Source organism: Myxococcus sp. AB036A (assembly GCF_006547355.1).
GTDB lineage: Bacteria > Myxococcota > Myxococcia > Myxococcales > Myxococcaceae > Myxococcus > Myxococcus virescens.
On the sequence record NZ_VHLC01000023.1, the window covers coordinates 50258 to 67221 of the forward strand.

At 68.5% G+C, this 16964-nt stretch carries 14 protein-coding genes; 7 read left to right on the forward strand and 7 right to left on the reverse strand.

Annotation, left to right across the window (positions count from 1 at the left end):
- The first annotated feature begins 19 nt into the window (after positions 1-19).
- The 4 genes from add to FL344_RS12360 all read left to right on the forward strand — a co-directional run bounded on the left by add (position 20) and on the right by FL344_RS12360 (position 4200).
- Positions 20-1180, forward strand: coding sequence for an adenosine deaminase (add, locus tag FL344_RS12345; protein ID WP_090484346.1), 1161 nt, complete (start codon positions 20-22; stop codon positions 1178-1180).
- Between the two features lie 81 nt (positions 1181-1261).
- Positions 1262-2041, forward strand: a complete 780-nt coding sequence (locus FL344_RS12350) for an SDR family oxidoreductase (RefSeq protein WP_141618657.1) — start codon at positions 1262-1264, stop codon at positions 2039-2041.
- 161 nt (positions 2042-2202) lie between these two features.
- The gene (locus FL344_RS12355; RefSeq protein WP_141618658.1) at positions 2203-3627 is read left to right on the forward strand and encodes an RtcB family protein; all 1425 of its coding nucleotides are present in this window, start codon (positions 2203-2205) and stop codon (positions 3625-3627) included.
- A 30-nt stretch (positions 3628-3657) separates the two neighbouring features.
- Complete coding sequence (locus FL344_RS12360; RefSeq protein WP_141591563.1) at positions 3658-4200, forward strand: hypothetical protein; 543 nt, start codon at positions 3658-3660, stop codon at positions 4198-4200.
- On the opposite strand, the gene FL344_RS12365 is transcribed toward FL344_RS12360, so the two are convergent.
- Both FL344_RS12365 and glgC read right to left on the reverse strand, forming a co-directional pair.
- Positions 4197-4718: a GNAT family N-acetyltransferase gene (locus FL344_RS12365; RefSeq protein ID WP_141591562.1), complete on the reverse strand. Its 522-nt coding sequence runs from the start codon at positions 4716-4718 to the stop codon at positions 4197-4199. The genes FL344_RS12360 and FL344_RS12365 overlap by 4 nt on opposite strands.
- 7 nt (positions 4719-4725) lie before the next feature.
- Complete coding sequence (gene glgC / locus FL344_RS12370) at positions 4726-5955, reverse strand: glucose-1-phosphate adenylyltransferase (protein ID WP_011551635.1); 1230 nt, start codon at positions 5953-5955, stop codon at positions 4726-4728.
- Between the two features lie 255 nt (positions 5956-6210).
- Here glgC and FL344_RS12375 point away from each other — a divergent pair, with 255 nt between their 5' ends.
- Both FL344_RS12375 and FL344_RS38490 read left to right on the forward strand, forming a co-directional pair.
- Complete coding sequence (locus tag FL344_RS12375) at positions 6211-7092, forward strand: GGDEF domain-containing protein (protein WP_026113815.1); 882 nt, start codon at positions 6211-6213, stop codon at positions 7090-7092.
- A 3-nt stretch (positions 7093-7095) separates the two neighbouring features.
- Positions 7096-7266: a hypothetical protein gene (locus FL344_RS38490; protein ID WP_194858442.1), complete on the forward strand. Its 171-nt coding sequence runs from the start codon at positions 7096-7098 to the stop codon at positions 7264-7266.
- A gap of 148 nt (positions 7267-7414) precedes the next feature.
- Here the strand turns inward: FL344_RS38490 and FL344_RS12380 are convergent, their stop codons facing one another.
- The 5 genes from FL344_RS12380 to FL344_RS12400 form a co-directional block, all read right to left on the reverse strand.
- Entirely contained in the window at positions 7415-8443 is a 1029-nt protein-coding gene (locus FL344_RS12380) for an NAD-dependent epimerase/dehydratase family protein (RefSeq protein ID WP_141618659.1), read from the reverse strand.
- Positions 8440-12852, reverse strand: coding sequence for an AMP-binding protein (locus FL344_RS12385; RefSeq protein WP_141618660.1), 4413 nt, complete (start codon positions 12850-12852; stop codon positions 8440-8442). The genes FL344_RS12380 and FL344_RS12385 overlap by 4 nt, the downstream gene beginning before the upstream one ends.
- Positions 12853-12860: 8 nt before the next feature.
- Positions 12861-14471 (reverse strand): lactate racemase domain-containing protein, encoded by a 1611-nt coding sequence (locus FL344_RS12390; protein ID WP_011551640.1) that lies wholly within the window; start codon positions 14469-14471, stop codon positions 12861-12863.
- Between the two features lie 13 nt (positions 14472-14484).
- The gene (locus tag FL344_RS12395; RefSeq protein WP_011551641.1) at positions 14485-15150 is read right to left on the reverse strand and encodes an HAD family phosphatase; all 666 of its coding nucleotides are present in this window, start codon (positions 15148-15150) and stop codon (positions 14485-14487) included.
- A gap of 91 nt (positions 15151-15241) precedes the next feature.
- Positions 15242-16222, reverse strand: coding sequence for an NAD(P)-dependent oxidoreductase (locus FL344_RS12400; RefSeq protein ID WP_141618661.1), 981 nt, complete (start codon positions 16220-16222; stop codon positions 15242-15244).
- A 347-nt stretch (positions 16223-16569) separates the two neighbouring features.
- On the opposite strand from FL344_RS12400, the gene FL344_RS12405 reads away from it, so the two are divergent.
- Positions 16570-16887, forward strand: a complete 318-nt coding sequence (locus tag FL344_RS12405; protein WP_011551643.1) for an SWIB/MDM2 domain-containing protein — start codon at positions 16570-16572, stop codon at positions 16885-16887.
- The last annotated feature ends 77 nt before the right edge of the window (positions 16888-16964 follow it).

The following is a 16964-nucleotide window of genomic DNA, read 5'->3' on the forward strand; positions in this document are numbered from 1 at the left end:
CAAGGAAGGAACTTGGACCATGCCTACCATTCGTGATGACGAGATTCCCAGCGCCACCGGCATTCCTTCGTCCGCCCGTCGGACGGACTTCGTGCCGCCGCCCACCCTGGCGGTGACGGAAGAGCTGTTGCGCGCACTGCCCAAGACGGACCTCCACTGCCATCTGGACGGGTCCATGCGCCTGAAGACCATCCTGGAGCTGGCCGAGCAGCAGAAAATCAAGCTGCTCGCCGACACCGAGGATGGGCTGGCCAAGGCCATCCACATGGGCGAGGTGTGTGAGAGCCTGGAGGAGTACCTCGTCGCCTTCGACGTGACGCTCTCCGTGCTCCAGACGGCCGAGTCCCTCTACCGCGCCGCCTACGAGCTGGCCGTGGACGCCGCCGCGGAGAACGTGCGCTGGCTGGAGGTCCGCTATTCGCCCGCGCTGCACCTGCAGAAGGGCCTGAAGATGACCACGGTCATCGACTCCGTGCTGGAGGGCCTGCGCGCCGCGAAGCGGGAGACGGGCATCAAGTGCGGCGTCATCGTCTGCGGCATCCGCCACATCAACCCGCAGACGTCCATGCGGCTGGCGGAGCTGGCGGTGGCCTACAAGAACCGCGGCGTCATTGGCTTCGACCTGGCCGGCGCGGAGGCGAGCTTCCCGGCGAAGGACCACCGGGACGCCTTCCAGCTCATCCTCAAGAACAACGTCAACTGCACCGCGCACGCGGGCGAGGCCTACGGCCCCGAGTCCATCTCCCAGGCCATCCACAACCTGGGCGCGCACCGCATCGGCCACGGCACGCGGCTGCGCGAGGACGGGGACCTGCTCAACTACGTCAACGACCACCGCATCCCGCTGGAGGTGTGCCCCACCTCCAACGTGCAGACGGGCGCCGTGACGAGCCTGTCGGCGCACCCGCTGAAGTTCTACTTCGACTACGGCCTGCGGGTGACCATCAACACGGACAACCGCCTCATCACCGACACCACGGTGACCAAGGAGCTGTGGACGGCGCACTCCGCGCTGGGCCTGTCGCTGGAGGACCTGACCACCATCCTCGTCTCCGGCTTCAAGAGCGCCTTCCTCCCGTTCCGGGAGAAGCAGGACATGCTGCGGGCGGTGAACGAGGAAATCGCCCAGACGCTGGCGGCCTTCGACCAGAAGCGGCACCTGGTGAAGCAGCCCGCTTGATGACGTGACGTCCGGCGTCCCGGCCCCGTGCGAGGTGCAGTCGCCTCGCACGGGCTGGCGCAGGCCGCGAGGAGGTGGCACGTGGACCTGGAGCTGGGTGGCAAGGTGGTACTGGTGACGGGTGGCTCGGAGGGGCTGGGTGCCGCGGTGGCTCGGCGGCTCGTCCGGGAGGGCGCGAAGGTGGCGCTCTGTGCCCGCGGGGCGGAGCGGCTGGAGGCCACCGCCGCGGCCCTGCGCGCCGAGGGTGGGGACGTGCTCACCGTCCAGGCCGATGTGTCACGTGCGTGGGAGGTGGAGCACTTCGTGGATGCCGCCCACGCGCGCTTCGGGCGCATCGACGGGCTGGTGAACAACGCGGGCACCGCGGCGGGCCGGCCCTTCGCCTCGGTGAGTGACGCGGAGTGGGAGGCCGACCTCCAGCTCAAGGTCTTCGCGGCGATTCGCGCCTCGCGACAGGCGCTGCCCTTCCTGAAGGAGTCGGGGAGCGGCGCCATCGTCAACGTGCTGGCCATCGCGGCGAAGACGCCCGGCGCGAACTCCACGCCGTCGTCGGTGTCTCGCGCGGCGGGGCTCGCCTTGACGAAGGCGCTGTCCAAGGAGTTGGGCCCCCACGCCATCCGGGTGAACGCGGTGCTGGTGGGCATCATCGAAAGTGGCCAGTGGGCGCGCCGTGCCAAGGAGGTGGGCAAGCCCGTGGAGTCCTTCCAGCAGGAGATGGCACGTCACGCAGGGGTTCCGCTGGGCCGGGTGGGGAAGGCGGAGGAGTTCGCGGACACCGTGGCCTTCCTGCTGTCGCCCCGTGGTGGCTACATCAGCGGCGCGGCCATCAACGTGGATGGCGGCCTGTCCGCGGCCGTCTGATTTCCCTTCGTCAGGAACGGGCCGGGTGCCCGTGTGTGGAGGATGAAGACGGCTTCGCGCCGTCTGGCGACCGCGGCTGCTGACCCCAGGTCCCTCATCTCTCCGTCACGTCCCCCTGGGTGTGCCCGTCTTCGGGCCCCGGGGCATTCCTGAGTTGGGTCATGCAGCCGAAACTGAACCGGCTTCTCCGGGCGCTCGCCCGCGAGGGGCTCGAGGTCGCCTATGACGGCCGCCTCTATTCCGTCCGCCTCCTGGGTGACGCTCACGCGCCGCCCGCCGAAGTCCTCCTCCCACCGGACCTGCCCGTCGAGGGCAAGGCCTTCCAACAACTCGCCCAGCTCGCGGCCTTGAGACACCCCGGTGGTGGCGAGGTGCTGCGGGTACGTGCCACGCCCGACTTCCACCCGGGAGATTCCGGGGTGGCCATTGGCTCGGTGCTCCACACGCGCGGGCTGGTGGTGCCCGGCGCCATTGGCACCGACATCAACTGCGGCATGCGGCTTCACGTCGCGGACATCTCCGTGGAGGACTTCCTGGCGAAGCGGTCGGCCTTCGTCGAGCGGATGAAGGGCCACTACTTCTTCGGGACGCGTGACGTCACCATGGACTCGCGGGCCTCCGAGGCGCTGCTGCGCGACGGCGTGCAGGGCTGGCTCCTGGAGACGCTGGAGCAGCCGCTGGGGTGCGCGGGACGGGCCGACCTGGCCCAGCTCGACGCGGAGGTGTCGCGCATCCACCTGGGCGGCGGGCTGAAGGGCCATCCGCGCTGGGCGCCCGAGTCCTTCACGCGCGAGGGGCTGGTGCGCGACGCGGGCCTGGCCACCATTGGCGGCGGCAACCACTTCGTGGAGGTGCAGCGCGTGGAGGCCGTGGAGGACCGGGCGCGGGCGTGGGACTGGGGCGTGCGCGAGGGACAGCTCGCGTTCATGATTCACTCTGGCAGCCGGGACGTGGGCAAGCACGTGGGCGTGGCCTGGCAGGAGCGTGCGCGCCAGGCGTGGCCCGCGGGAACGCCGCTTCCGGCCAGCGGCATCCTCCCCCTGGGAGATGCGCGGCTCGTCACCGAGTATCTGGAGGCGGAGGCGACGGCGGCCAACTACGCCTTCCTCAACCGCCTGTTGCTGGCGGAGCTGCTGCGCCAGACGCTCCGGGAGCTCTTCGGGGACGTGGAGGCGCCGCTCGTCTACGACGTGCCCCACAACCTGACGCTGCCCTACGAAGGCGGCTGGCTGGCGCGCAAGGGCGCATGCCCGGCGGGGGCGGAGCAACCCGTCATCATCCCCGGCTCCATGGGGGCCACGTCCTTCCTCATGGTGGGGTGTGGGGATGCGCGAGCGCTGGAGTCCGCGTCGCACGGCGCGGGCCGCGCGCGCTCCCGCTTCTCCCTGTCGCGGGGCGGCGCGGACCAGAGCGAGGCCGCCCTGGGGCTGACCGGCGTGGACTGCATCACCCTTCGCGCGGAGCGCCGCGTCGAGGAGGCGCCCGCGGCGTACAAGCCCATCCGCCCGGTAGTGGATGCCCAGGTGGAGGCCGGCATCGTCCGGGAGGTCGCCCGGCTCTCCCCCCTGCTCACCTTCAAGGCCTGAGCAGGGAGGGAAGGGGGCACGTCATTTCACTTGGCGTGCTCCCCCGTCTGCGAGTGGAATGGCCGCGCGGCGGGCCCACTGCCCGCACGGCATCTCACGCGGCATCGAGGGGAACTGGGGACCATGGAGAACACCTACGGAACGATGAACTCTCCCGGCGGAGCGGGCGCGAAGGAGGCCGTGTCGCTGCCGGCCATCCTGCTGATGGTCCTCTCCGCCATCACCGTGCTGCTGGGACTCATCAACGTGCTCCAGGCGTTTGGCGCCACGGACCCCGCCGTCGAGGAGGCGCTCAACAACCCCGAGCTGCCCGAGGGGGCCCGGCAGCTGCTCGCGGGCATGACGACCACGGGCGGCAAGCTGATGCTCGCGCTGCCCACGCTGGTGCTCAACGGCCTCGTCTTCTTCGGCGCGCTGAAGATGAAGAACCTGCAGAACTACGGGCTGGCGATGACCGCCGCCATCATCTCCGTCATCCCCTGCTGCGGCCCCTGCGCCTGTCTGGGCATCCCCGTGGGCATCTGGGCCCTGGTGGTGCTCAACAAGCCGGAGGTCAAGGCGGCCTTCACCTAGCCGCGGCGCCAGGCCGGCCATCGCCCCATGGCCGTGGCCGGCCGCTGCTTCTGCATCCGCACGCACGCCAACTGGACGTCGACCGTGAGTGGGCGCCGGGAGGAGTGGACGGAGGCATAGCCGTGCCGCTGATAGAAGTGTTCGGCGTTCAGGCTGGCATCCAGCCCCAGCAGCGGCGCGCTGCCCCGCCAGACGGCGGACTCCAGGGCCGACAGCAGGGCAGGGCCCACGCCATGGCCCGCCTCGTCTGGCACGACGTAGAGCGCTTCCAACTCACCTAGCGCCGCGTCCACCTGGCCGAAGCCTACCGCGCGCCGGCCGCGCTCCGCCACCAGCACCGTGCGCGGACGCTCCGGCCGCAGGTAGCCCTCCGGTTTCAAGAGCCGCACCCAGGTGCTCACCTCGTGCGGCGCGTACGCGCGAAGGCACAGGGCTTCCACGGCCAGGGTGTGGATGCGCCACAGCGTGCGGCGGTCGGACTCCTTCGCGGGCCTCAGGAGGAGTCCTTCCGCGCCCATGGCCGTCTCAGGTCACCTTCATGCCCTTGGGAATCACGACGACGCCCCCCGGCGTGACGTGGAAGCGCCGCCGGTCCTCCACCGGGTCGAATCCGATGGTCATCCCCGGCGGAATCTCCACGTTCTTGTCGATGATGGCCCGGCGGATGCGGCAGCGCCGGCCGATGGTGACGTTCTCGAACAGGAGGGAGTCCTCCACCTCCGAGTACGAGTTGACGCGCACCTTCGGCGACAGCACCGAGCGCCGCACGCTGCCGCCCGAGATGATGCAGCCCTCCGCCACCAGCGTGTCCATGGCGTGGCCCACGCGGTGGTTCTGCTCGTCCGCGAAGACGAACTTCGCCGGCGGGTAGTTGTTGGGTTGGGTGTGGATGGGCCAGCGGTCGTTGTAGAGGTTGAACGTCGGGTCCACCTCCACCAGGTCCATGTTGGACTGGTAGTAGACGTCGATGTTCCCCACGTCCCGCCAGTAGCCGCGCTCCTTGGCCTCCTGGCCGGGGACCTCGTTCTGGGCGAAGTCGTACACGTACACCGGCGCGCGCTTGTACAGCTCGCTGATGATGGACTTGCCGAAGTCGTGCGCGCTCGCCTCGTTCGCCGCGTCCCGCACCACCTCCTGCACCAGCACGTCGGTGGAGAAGAGGTAGTTGCCCATGGAGGCCAGGCACATCTTCGGGTTGCCCGGCATGGGCGGCGGATCCTTGGGCTTCTCCAGGAACTGCCGCATCCGCCCGTCCGGCCCCACGTCGATGATGCCGAACTCGCGGCCCTGCTCGATGGGGACGGGAATCGCGGCCACCGTGCACGCCGCCTTCTTCGTGCAGTGGAAGTCCAGCATCTGGCGCGTGTCCATCCGGTACACGTGGTCCGCGCCGAAGACGAAGATGTAGTCCGGCTCCTCGTCGGTGATGATGTTGAGGTTCTGGTAGATGGCGTCCGCGCTGCCCTTGTACCAGTCCAACCCCGTCCGCATCTGCGCGGGGACGGCTTCCACGTAGTGGCCCAGGAACGCCGTCATCCGCCACGCGCGGGACAGGTGGTTGTTGAGCGAGTCGCTCTTGTACTGCGTCAACACCTTCATCCGGTACACGCCGGAGTTGGCGAAGTTCGAGAGAACGAAATCGATGATGCGGTAGCGGCCGCCGAAGGGGACAGCGGGCTTCGCGCGCTCGCGCGTCAGGGGCTCGAGGCGCGTGCCAGCGCCTCCAGCCAGAATCATCGCCAGGACTTTGGACATAGGTGTTCCGGACGTTAGTCGTCCCTGGAGGGCCGGCAAGGGCACGTGTGCCCGCCTGCCAGCCATCGTTGAATGCCGAACCGCCTGTTCAGGTGTCCTGACCGGCGCTGGACGTCCCGACGCCTCGGGTTGCCGGGCCCCGCCCGGCGGCCGCTCCCGGGTGGCATGTGGGAGAAGCGCCGCAAAGGGCCGAAGAACCGGCCCCCGCTGCGTTGCATGGCGTCTGCCGAGGCTATCGTGCTAGCCTCGTTTCCGATGGCCGGCGACGAAACCCGCGTCACCAAGATCTCAACGCTCAACGTGCATGCCCACCGCAGCACGGAGTGTTGTCTCGTGCAGATTCATGGCCCCGAGCTCGGCAAGAAGTACCTCATCGAGGATGCCGAACTCACCATCGGGCGGGATCAGCACAACCACATCGTCGTGGACCTGGACAACGTGTCCCGCCGCCACGCCCGGATTCTGGGGCGTGGGGGGAAGATGCTCGTTGAAGACCTGGGCTCCACCAACGGTACCTTCCTCAATGACCAGGAAGTGCTTCAGGCCTCTCCGCTGCGCAGCGGAGACCTGGTCAAGGTCGGAGGCTCCATCTTCAAGTTCCTCGATGGCGACAACATCGAGACCCAGTACCACGAGACCATCTACACGCTGACCATCGCGGACGGCCTCACCGGCATCAACAACAAGAGGTACTTCCTGGAGTACCTCGAGAAGGAGATGGGCCGGTCGACCCGCTATCAGCGCACCCTCACGCTGATGATGTTCGACATCGACCACTTCAAGCAGATCAACGACGTCCACGGCCACCTCGCCGGGGACTACGTGCTGCGGGAGTTGGCCCAGTCCATCAAGCGCCTGGTGCGCCGCGAGCAGTGCTTCGCCCGCTATGGCGGCGAGGAGTTCGCCGTCGTCCTCCCGGAGGACGGCCCGGACAAGGCGCGCCTGTTCGCGGAGAAGATTCGCCGGCTCATCGAGGGCAAGTCCTTCGTCTACGACGACAAGGAAATCCCCGTCACCATCTCCATTGGCGTGGCCGAGCAGACGTCGGACATGCTGGAGCCCACGCACTTCATCAAGGTGGCGGACGCCAACCTGTACAAGGCGAAGAAGTCGGGCCGTAACCGCGTGGTGGGCTAGACCGTGGCCGCCAGCGCAAGCGAAGCGGGTCCGTCCTTCCTCGCGCGATTGGTGCTCGTGCTCCTGGGCTGCGCCTTCCTCGGCGCGGCCTGGGTGTGGAGCCACCGCGCGGAGCCCTGGGCCGCGCGCCTCGTGGACAACGCCCTGCGCACGGTGGGTGTGTCGCAGCGCTAGGGGGGAGGTGACGCACCTGGCGCGGTGCGGCCGGGCGGCGTCGCCCGGGCGGCTCCGGTAGCGGCGCGACGCCGGGCTGCGGTGCGCTCCCCGCGGCCAGGCCAGGGGCGGGAGTCCGGTGCCCGGAAGCTCCCGCCGTGAGCTTCGCTCAGGTGTTCTCGCGCAGCTCCGCCAGCCGGCCCTTGGTGCCCGGCAGGCTCTGCGGCGGCATCTTCCCGTAGATGTGCTGCACCGTCTCGGAGAGCGTCTCCTGGATGTCGCGCGCGCGGAAGCCGAGCTCGGCCTCCGCCTTGGATGCGTCCAGCCAGAACCAGTGCTCGCCGATGTCGATTTCCTGCGGGTCCAGCGTCGGCGTGGTGCCGCGCACCTTGGCCCAGCGCTCCAGCAGCTTCCCGCCGAGCACGTTGACCTTGGAGGGGAGCTTCAGCTTCGGCGCGGGCACGCCGGACAGGCGCTCCAGCCGCTGGAAGAAGTCCTTCATGGACAGATTCACCCCCATGAGGTGACGGCCGTACACCTCGCCCCGGGTGAGCGCCTGGACGAAGGCGTCCGCCGCGTCGCGCGCGTCCACGAAGGAGATGCCGCCGCCCGGCATGGCCGGAATCTCGCGGTTGAGGAACTTCACCACCGTCCATGTGGAGGACAGCCGGTCATCCCCGGGCCCCATCAGCAGGCTGGGGTTGAGCACCACCAGGGGAATCTCGTGCTTGCGGCAGTACGCGAGCGCCAGCTTCTCCTCGTAGATTTTCGACAGGTAGTAGGGCCACTGGCCCACCACCGTAATCGGGTAGTCGGCGCTCTCGTCGCGGACGTGCGCCTCCTTCGACACCGCGATGGTGCCGGAGGTGGAGGCCAGCACCACGCGCTTCACGCCGGCCTCGCGCACGTCCCCCAGCAGCTCGCGCGTGCTGTCCACGTGCAGCTCGAACATCTTCCGCGCGTCCTTCGGCTGGAAGGAGACGAGCCCCGCCAGGTGGTAGACGGCGTCCACGCCCTCCAGCGCGCGGCGCACCGCGTCCCGGTTCTTCAAGTCACCGGGGACGTACTCCGTGCCCGCGTAGGGGGCGCCCGAAGGTTGCGAGCGGCCGATGAGCCGCACCTCGTGGCCCGCCGCCACCAGCCTGGGCACCAGGTGCGTGCCCAGAAAGCCCGTGCCTCCCGTCACCAGCAGCTTCACGAGTCCTTCCCTTCCGTGGACGTGGACGCGCGGGGACTGGCCCCGGCCGGAGGCAGGTCCACGCGCTCCAGGCTCAGCACCCGGCCGTCGCGCAGCGCCCGCATCGAGTCCTCGGCGATGCGGGTGACGTAACGGTAGCCCTCCGAGCGCGCCATGCCCTGCACCCGCGTGCGTAGGTCCGCGTGGCCCAGCGCCGGCCCGATGTTCACCCGCAGGGGCGTCTTCGTCTTGGGCAGCACGCTGCCCTTGGGCAGCGCGTCGAAGGCGCCGCCGATGTACAGCGGCAGCACGTCCATGTTGAAGGTGAGCGCCAGGTAGCCCAGCGTGGACTTGAACTCCATCAGCTCACCGGTGGTGGAGCGCGTGCCCTCCGGGAAGATGAGGACGTTGAAGCCCTGACGCAGCGCCTCGCCCGCCATCCGCAGCGACTCGCGCAGCGAGCCCTGCCGTTCAATGGGGACCAGGTTGGTGAAGTTCTCGAACCAGGCGCGCTTGAGCGGCGTGTTGAAGAAGTAGTCACGCGCCGCCAGGGACACCAGCCGCTCGCCCTGGTCACCCAGCGCCACGCGGACCAGGCCCGCGTCCAGGTGGCTGGAGTGGTTGGCGATGACGAGGAAGTTGCGGTTCTGCGGGATGAAGGACTTACCCGTCACCTTCACGTCGAACACGCCGCCGTAGAGCACCTTCTGCCCGAAGGACAGGAGCTGACGGCCCACGTCCGCCACCACGTCGGGCACCGGAATCTCCACCTCTTCCGCGCGCTCGTTCTCCTTGGAGATTTCCTTCGCGCGCGTCTCCACCGCGGGGCGCTTGCCGGAGGACGCCACCACCTTGCGCAGGTCCTCCACCGTCTGCACCTGCGTCAGGTCCTCCACCGCGGGCAGCGGCACGCCGGCGGCCTCCAGCGCGGAGGACAGCTCGGTGAGCATCAGCGAGTCGAAGCCGAGGTCCCCGCTGAGCAGCGCGTCCGGACGCACGTCGGACACCGGCCGGTGGCTGACGTCCGCGATGAGCGGGAAGAGCCAGTCCGCGATGCCACCCGTGGTGGGGTTGGCCGCCTTCTCGCGCGCCTTGCTGGCGCTGGCCGCCATGCGCTCCTGGCGCTTGAGCTCCTCCACCACCTGCTTGCGCTTCACGCTGCGCTTGGCGGTGCGGGGCAGCTCGCCGTCCCACAGGCGCAGCACCTTCACGCGCCGGTAGAAGGGCATGCCCGCGCTCACCTTGCGGAAGTGCTCCTCCAACTCGCGGCGCACTTCCTCGCGTGGGCGGTCCGCGTAGTCGGGCACGCACAGGCACGCCACCTTCTCACCGCCCGCGTCGTCGGGCAGGCCGACGATGGACAGCTCCTTGATGTGCGTGTGGTCCTGGTACAGCTCCTCCAGCTCGTCCGGGTAGATGTTCTTCCCGTTGTGGTCGATGATGACGTCCTTCGCGCGGCCCACCAGGTACAGGTGGCCCTCCGCGTCCAGACGTCCCAAGTCGCCCGTGTGGAGCCAGCCGTCCTTGAGCACCGCCTCGGTGGCCTCGCGGTCGCCGAAGTAGCCGGGCATGACGTTGGGGCCCTTGGCCAGCACTTCACCCAACCCGTCATTGTCCGGATTGAGGATGCGCAGCTCGATGCCGGGCAGCGCGCGGCCCACCGTACCGGGCTGGCGCTTGTTGCCGGGCTTCGTCACCGCCAGCACTGGCGCGGCCTCCGTCAGGCCGTAGCCCTCCGTGATGTTGAAGCCCAGCTCGTGGAAGGCCTTGTGCACGTCGTCCGGCAGCGCCGAGCCACCCGACACGATGACCTTGATGCGCCCGCCGAACTTGCGGTGCACCGGCCAGAACAGCAGCTTGCCCAGGTTGATGTTGTTGCGGTTGCGCAGCTCGCCGTGGGTGGCCATCAGCGCCTTGAGCGCCTGTTCGATGAACGGCGGGCGGCTGGCGAACTCCTGCGTAATCTTGCGGTGCAAGAGCTGCCACAGCGCCGGCACGCCCACCATGGCGGTGATGCGGCCCGTCTCGAACACCTCGCCCAGCCGGTCCGACGTCAGCTCGTCGATGTAGGTGATTTCCGCCCCGCGCCAGAACGGGGTGAGGAAGCCGGCGGCGAACTCGAAGGTGTGGTGCAGCGGCAGGACGGACAGCACGCCGTCGCCCACGCCGATGTCGAAGGTCCCCGCCAGCTTCGCCACCAGCGCGGCGAAGTTCCGGTGGGTGAGCATGACGCCCTTGGGCGTGCCCGTGGTGCCGGAGGTGAAGATGATGCTGGCCAGGTCATCCGCCGCGGCGGACCTGCGCACCGGCCCGATGCGGTCCGGGTGCGCCGGGTCGCCCGTCATCGCCTCCGCGAGGCTGGCCACGGTGACGCCGTCACCCAGCGCGGCGAAGAGGCCGGGGAAGTCCCGGGCCGCGTCCTCGGAGACGAGGCACGCGCGCGCGTCCGCCCGGCGGGCGATGTTGACGAGCTCCGCTTCGCTCAAGCCCGGGTCCACCGGAACGACGGTGGCGCCCGCGCGCAGGATGCCGAAGTAGCTGATGCCCCACTCCGGCCGGTTCTCCGACACCAGCAGCACGCGGTCACCGTGCTTGATGCCCGCGGCCAGCAGGAAGCTGCCCACGCGCGCGGCATAGCGGTGCACCTCGCCGTAGGTGAAGCGCTCCTCCTTCTCGCCCGCCACCATGCGGAAGGCCACGCGGTGCCGGTACGCGTGCACCGTGGCTTCCATCAGCTCCAGCAGGTCGCGGTGCGCGGGGATGACGGTGCGCTTCTCGCGCTCCGACTCCATGCCCGGGAACACCCACTTCTCCAGGCCGGGGAGGTGTGTCCCCAGGAAGTAGTCGCGCCAGTCGATGTGCTCCGGGTCCCAGGGCACCTTCAACCGGTCCGCGTGCGCCATGCGCGCATACACGGAGCGGGTGTTGTCGCAGCGGAAGACGTAGCGGTTCTCGTAGAGGAAGGGGAGGAACAGCTCCGTCAGGGCGATGATGCCCTGGGCGTTGTCGTCCACCTCGTCCAGCGACACCTTCGCCTTGTCCAGCATGGCCTGGACGGCCGGAGCGCCCCACGCGGGACGCACCTCGTCGATGGCCTTCTTCAGGAAGCGCGCGCCGCGCGACAGCATGGGCGCGCTGAACAGCTCGAACTCCTTCTTGCTGACCGGCTGCGGCTCGACGCGCGAGCGCAGCTTGTTCATCAGCGCGTTGCCGGACTCGCGGTTGCGGTAGTAGCGCCGCCGGTACAGGCCCACCAGCTCCACGGAGCGGCCGGCGTAGAAGGGATTCACATCGCCGGAGGCGAGCTGGTAGGTGCGCCGCTCCTCCACGTCCATGGCATGCGCGGTGATGCCGATGGTGGCGCCCGCCACCTGGTCCACCGGGATGATGTCCAGGATGGTGTTCTCGCCCGCGGGGATGCCGCCGGGGCCCTTGATGCCCGCGAAGGCCAGGGGCGCGGAGGTGGTGAAGCCCTCGTTCCAGCCGGGGAAGGGGAAGTGCCGCGCGCTCTCCACGATGGAGGGCCGGACGATGGAGTAGCGCAAGCCCGGCGTGGCCGCGAGCACCTGCTCGCCCAGGGACTTGGTGTACGTGTACGTGTTGGGCCAGCCCCAGTGGGCGGCGCGCTCCATGCCGGCGCGCACCAGCTCGCCGCTGAGCCACAGCTTGCGCTCACGGCCCACCGCCAGCCGCAGCGTCTTCTCGTCGTTGGGGTCGCGGCCTTCTTCCTCCAGCCGGTCCAACGCCTTCTTGCGGAAGGTGGACGTGAGGGCCCGGTCCTCGGCCTGCTCGCGCAGCCGCGCGACGATGCGCGCCGCGTCCTGCAGCTCCTGCTCCAGGCTGAAGTCGCGGCCGTCCATCTCCTCCCGCTTGGGGAAGTAGCCGCGAACCTCCTCGTCCTCGAAGACAAGCCCGCTGCGGTTGCCGGCCACGAAGGCCGTGGACATGTGAATCAGCGGGACGGACCAGCGCACCGCCAACGCCGCGGCGAACTTCAGGCCGTGGGTGTTGACGTTGAGGCCCACCTCCAGCGACGGGTTGAAGGACACCAGACCGGCGCAGTTGATGAACGCGTGCACCTTGCCGGTGAGCGCCTCCACCTGGGGCTCTTCCAGGCCCATCCACGGGTCGGTGATGTCGCCGTCCAGCACCTCCACCTTCTGGCGGATGAAGGCCAGCGCGCCTTCATCCCCCAGGCTGTCTCGCAGCGGCTGGAAGGGCTCACTGGTGGCGACCTTGTCGAAGAAGCGGCGCTCGGCGGACGCGGCGCTGCCCTTGCGGACCAGCACGTACACCTTGTCCAGGTCCTGCCCGTATCGGGTCAGGAGCATGGACAGCGTCACCTTGCCCACGAAGCCGGTGGCGCCCGCGAAGAGCAGGCGCTTGCCGGTGAAGGTCTGGGTGACGTTCAGCTCGGGAAGGGCGGCCATGGGCGTCCTCACTTCACATCCACCATCACCGTGGGCGCGATGCGCAGCAGGCTGATGGTGGCCGAGCGGCCCATGAACCCGCGGGCCTCTTCAATGGCCTCGGTGAGCGTGTCAGTGCGGTCCCAGCCCATCAGGGCGGGGACGTGGTTGTTCTCCGCGCCCGCGACAATGACCTTGCCTACGTGCTGGCGGCCATTCTCGCCCCAGTACCACATGTAGAAGGGGTGCACGCCGTGGTAGGCGTTGCCCTTGCGGTACAGGTGCACGTAGCTGGGGTTCTCCGCGAACTCGCGCTCGTACTTGTGCTCCAGCTTCATGGAGTCGCGCGTCTCCGGCAGCAGCCGGTGGAAGAACTCGATGTAGCTGGGGTGGTGCTCCGGGTCGAACTCGTCGTAGGCCGGGTGCAGGAGGATGAGCACGCCGCCCTTCTTCACCAGCGGCACGCCGCGGTTCAGGTTGTAGAAGTAGCCCAGCCCCATCACCTGCACCAGCAGCGGGTTGAGGATGGAGTTGACGCTGTACGGGGAGATGAACGGGATGGGGAAGATGACGATGTCGCTCTGCCCCTCCACCGGCACCACGTACTGCTTGTAGCTCGTCTCCAGCGTCTTCGCGTGCGTGGGCTCCGTGGCGCCGGCGTAGACGCCCGTGACGTCATAGGGCGCGGGGACGGAGTTGAGCACCTTGCGCGCCGCCGCGCGCGGCAGCTTGGACAGCGCGAAGCGCATGGCCTGGAACTTCAGCCGGTCCGCCTCCGTGTAGTCCTCTTCCTTCTTCGCCAGGAAGTCGGTGGGGCCGCCGAACATGCGGTTGTTCAGCGCCGTTTCGATGTGGAAGACCTTCAGGTGCTTGTCGATGTTGCGCCCGATGCGCTCGTTGCTCTTGTAGAGCGCGCTCGTCTTCGGCTCCATGTAGCTGTCGGAGGCGCGGATGGTCTTCGGGTTGTGGTGGTGGCGCAGCGACGCGTAGTTGGACACGCCGGTGCCCATGGACTTGTGCCCGCCGTTCATGGGCACGAAGTTCACATTCACGTAGACGATGAGGTCGCTCTCCGCCACGCGGCGGTTCACCGACACCTCTTCACCGTGGGACGTGCGCTCCAGCGCGACCATCCCGTCCGGGTCCTCGGCGTCGTGGTTGTAGTAGCGGTCCGGGTAGTAGGCGTCGAAGATCTTCTCGCCCACCATGCGCTTCATCTCGCCTTCCGTCATCCGGCGGTGCAGGGCGTTGGCGATGATGAGGTGCACGTCGTCCACGCCGCTGTCGGCGGCCAGCTCCAGGACGATTTCCAGGATGGTCTGCCGCACGTCCGGCGTGACCATGGGCGGCAGCGGCACGCTGATGTCGTCGATGACGCACGTCAGGCGCATGCCCGGCTTGAGGAGCGCGTGCAGCGGCTCCATGCCCTCCGGGTTGTTGATGGCGTAGCGGATGGCGGCCTTGACGTTGGGCACGCCGGCCAGGGGCGGGCGCGGGAAGATGACGCGCGTGCCGACCGGAAGGTCTTCCTGCAGGAAGTTCTCACCGTGGAACAGCACGCGCGGGGGGCTGCCCTTCTCGGTGATGACGACCTGGCTTTCCTCGTCGTACAGCTTCTGGAGCGTCTTGAACGGGCGCATGGCGTGGGGGCTCTTACTTGAGGTCGAGGATGGGCCAGTTGTAGGCGCGCGCGATGGAGCGCAGCCGCAGGTCCGGGTTCACCGCGGTGGGACGGCCCACCACCGCGAGCATCGCGTAGTCAGAGGCGCTGTCGGAGTAGCCGTGGCACTTGTCCAGCGACAGGCCTTCCTTGGTGCAGTAGGCGCGGATGGCGTTCGCCTTGTTCGCGCCTTCGATGATGGGCGGAATCACCTTGCCGGTCGCCTTGCCGCCCACGAACTGCATCTTGTTGGCGATCATGTCGTCGGCGCCCAGGTGGCGCGCCAGCGGGCGCATGGTGAAGTCCAGCGCGCCGGTAACGAGGACAATCTTGCAGCCGCTGCGGCGGGCCTGGTCGATGAGGTCCTGCGTCTGCTCGAAGAGGGCGGGCTGCAGCACGTCCTCGAACATGTCCTCGGCGATGGTGACCAAGCGGTCTTCGCTCAGGCCCGCGTAGTAGCGGTAGAAGAACTCGTTGAACGTCTTGCGGTCCACCGCGTCCATGACACCGAAGAGCGGCACGCTGAGGGCGGTGCTCAGGGTCCGCCCCGCGATGCCCAGGACGGAGCCGCGGTTCATCGCGTAGTACGCGTAGACGTGGACGACGTTCGTCTTCACGAGCGTCCCGTCGACATCGAAGAAGGCAGCTTTCGAGGACATGGGGCTGCGGGCTTCCTGACACTTCGAGGGGGGGGAGGTCAATGATGCCGGGAGTTTGGCGTGCCTCCCGGCGGCTCGGGGGGAGAAGGGGCTACAGCCAGCCCTGCTCCCGGTACCACTGCACGCTGCGACGGATGGAGTCCGCCAGGTCGCGCTGGGGGTGAAAGCCGAGCAGCCGCTCGGCCTTGGCCCCGGAGCACGTCCAGGCAGGCGCCAACAACTGCTTCGCCATCTTCCGGCTCAGGGGCAGCTTGCGGCCCGTCAACTGGGACACGCCGTCCGCCGCCGTGGCCATGGCCCGCAGCAGGGCGGGGGACACGCGCACGGTGCGGGGCGTCAGTCCCAGGGCCTGTGCGCCCAGGTCCTGCACCTTCTCCAAGGACAGGGGCTCTCCGGGGCCCGCGCAGAAGAAGGCCTCACCAATGGCCGCCGGGTGGGTGGCCTGCAACAAGAGGATGTCCACCACGTCCTCCACATCCACCATGGTCAACGGGCGAGGGCCGCCGGACAGCTCCAGCCGGATGCCGCGCTGAGCCATCTTGAAGAAGGGAAGGTTCTCCCGGTCCCCGGGCCCCAGGATGCGCGGCGGCCGGGACACCGTGACGGGCAGCCGGTCTCCATAGGAGAAGGCGATGCGCTCCGCCTCCGCCTTGCTCTCTCCATACCATTCGTGGGGATGGAAGGCGTCTTCCTCCACGTGCGGCCGGGTGGGCGTGGACGGACCGCAGGCGGCCAGCGAGCCCGTGAGCACCAGCCGGGGGCGGTGGCCCGCGGCCACCATGGCCTCGCACAGGTGGCGGGTGCCCTCCGCGTTGACGCGCATGAAGTCGTCGCGTGTCGCGCCGCGGCGAGCGCCCGCCAGGTGGAAGACGACGTCCTGGCCCGCCACCGCGGCTGAGAGCGTGGAGGGCACCGTCACGTCGCCCTCCACCCGCGTGTAGGTCAACCCCGCGAGCCCCGAGGTATCTCCTCCCGGGCGCAACAGGCATGTGACGCTGTCTCCCCGCGCGGCCAGGGCCTTGGCCAACCACATTCCCAGGAAGCCGCCTGCACCGGTGATGAGGGCTCTCATGTTGGGGTTTCATCCAAAAAAACACACCACGACCGCAAGGAGAATCCGGCGCCCGCTTCCGGGAGTGATCCACGCCGATAAGGGGTTCCCCGAGGGAAGATAGCGTTCCGGAGGCTGATTTTCGGGCTCCGGACGCGTTCCGAAGAGAAGGCGCGCGAGGGTGCCGAGCGCTCCGGAGGCTGATTCTCGGGCTCCAGCCGCGTTCGTAGAGGAGCGCTCAGAGGGAAAAACGCAGGAGAGGGCTGTTTTTCGGGCTTGGGCGTGCTACTTCTACGCCGCAACGGCTCTCGCTTCACATAAGCAAAGCCGTACAACGTCCCCTTCGGAGGGGAGGAGACTCAAGACGAATGGCCGCCAAGAAAGCTGCTGCGAAGAAGGCTCCCGCCGCGAAGAAGGCTCCCGCTGCGAAGAAGCGCACGCCGAACGCGTCGTTCATGAAGGAGATGACGCCGTCTGCCGCGCTCGCTGAGATCGTCGGCGCGAAGCCGCTGCCGCGCACCGAGGTTGTCAAGAAGCTCTGGGCCTACATCAAGAAGCAGGGCCTGCAGGACGCGAAGAACAAGCGGCAGATCAACGCCGACGACAAGCTCAAGCCCATCTTTGGTGGCAAGAAGAGCGTCACCATGTTCGAGATGACGGCGCTGGTGAACAAGCAGCTGAGCTGAGCATTGGCCGGGGCCTCCCGGTGGCCGTACTCGGGGCTCGCCGCGACAAGCGGCGGGCCCTTTGCATTTCCAGGGGT